Consider the following 344-nt stretch of genomic DNA (forward strand, 5'->3'; position numbering starts at 1 on the left):
CCCGCCGGCGGCAGGCCCGGGTTCCCCGGGAACCGGGAGAACGCGCGGGAAGCATGATCATACGCTACTTGTTCGGCCGGTGTTTCGCGTTGATATTTTGTTGATGTCGGCCGGTAAGAACATCCGGGCCTCCCGCGGGCGCGCCCGGGGCGGACGAGGGCCGGGCGCGCCCAGGGCGGATCAGGCTGGCGCGTGCTCGAGCAGGTACCGCTTCACCTCGGCCGTGTACTCGACGCTGGCCTCCCAGCTCGTGCTGGTCGCCACCAGTGTGAAGTGCTCGCAGCCGGCCTCGAGGTAGGGCAGCAGCCACTCCCCCACCTGTTCCGGCGTGCCGGCGGGCGCCA

At 70.6% G+C, this 344-nt stretch carries 1 pseudogene; it reads right to left on the reverse strand.

Features of this window, described 5'->3' with window-relative positions:
- Window positions 1-180: 180 nt before the first annotated feature.
- Window positions 181-344: pseudogene (locus FrCorBMG51_RS33785) on the reverse strand (LLM class flavin-dependent oxidoreductase); the annotation flags it as partial.

Source organism: Protofrankia coriariae (assembly GCF_001017755.1).
In the GTDB taxonomy this organism is placed as follows: Bacteria; Actinomycetota; Actinomycetes; order Frankiales; family Frankiaceae; genus Protofrankia; species Protofrankia coriariae.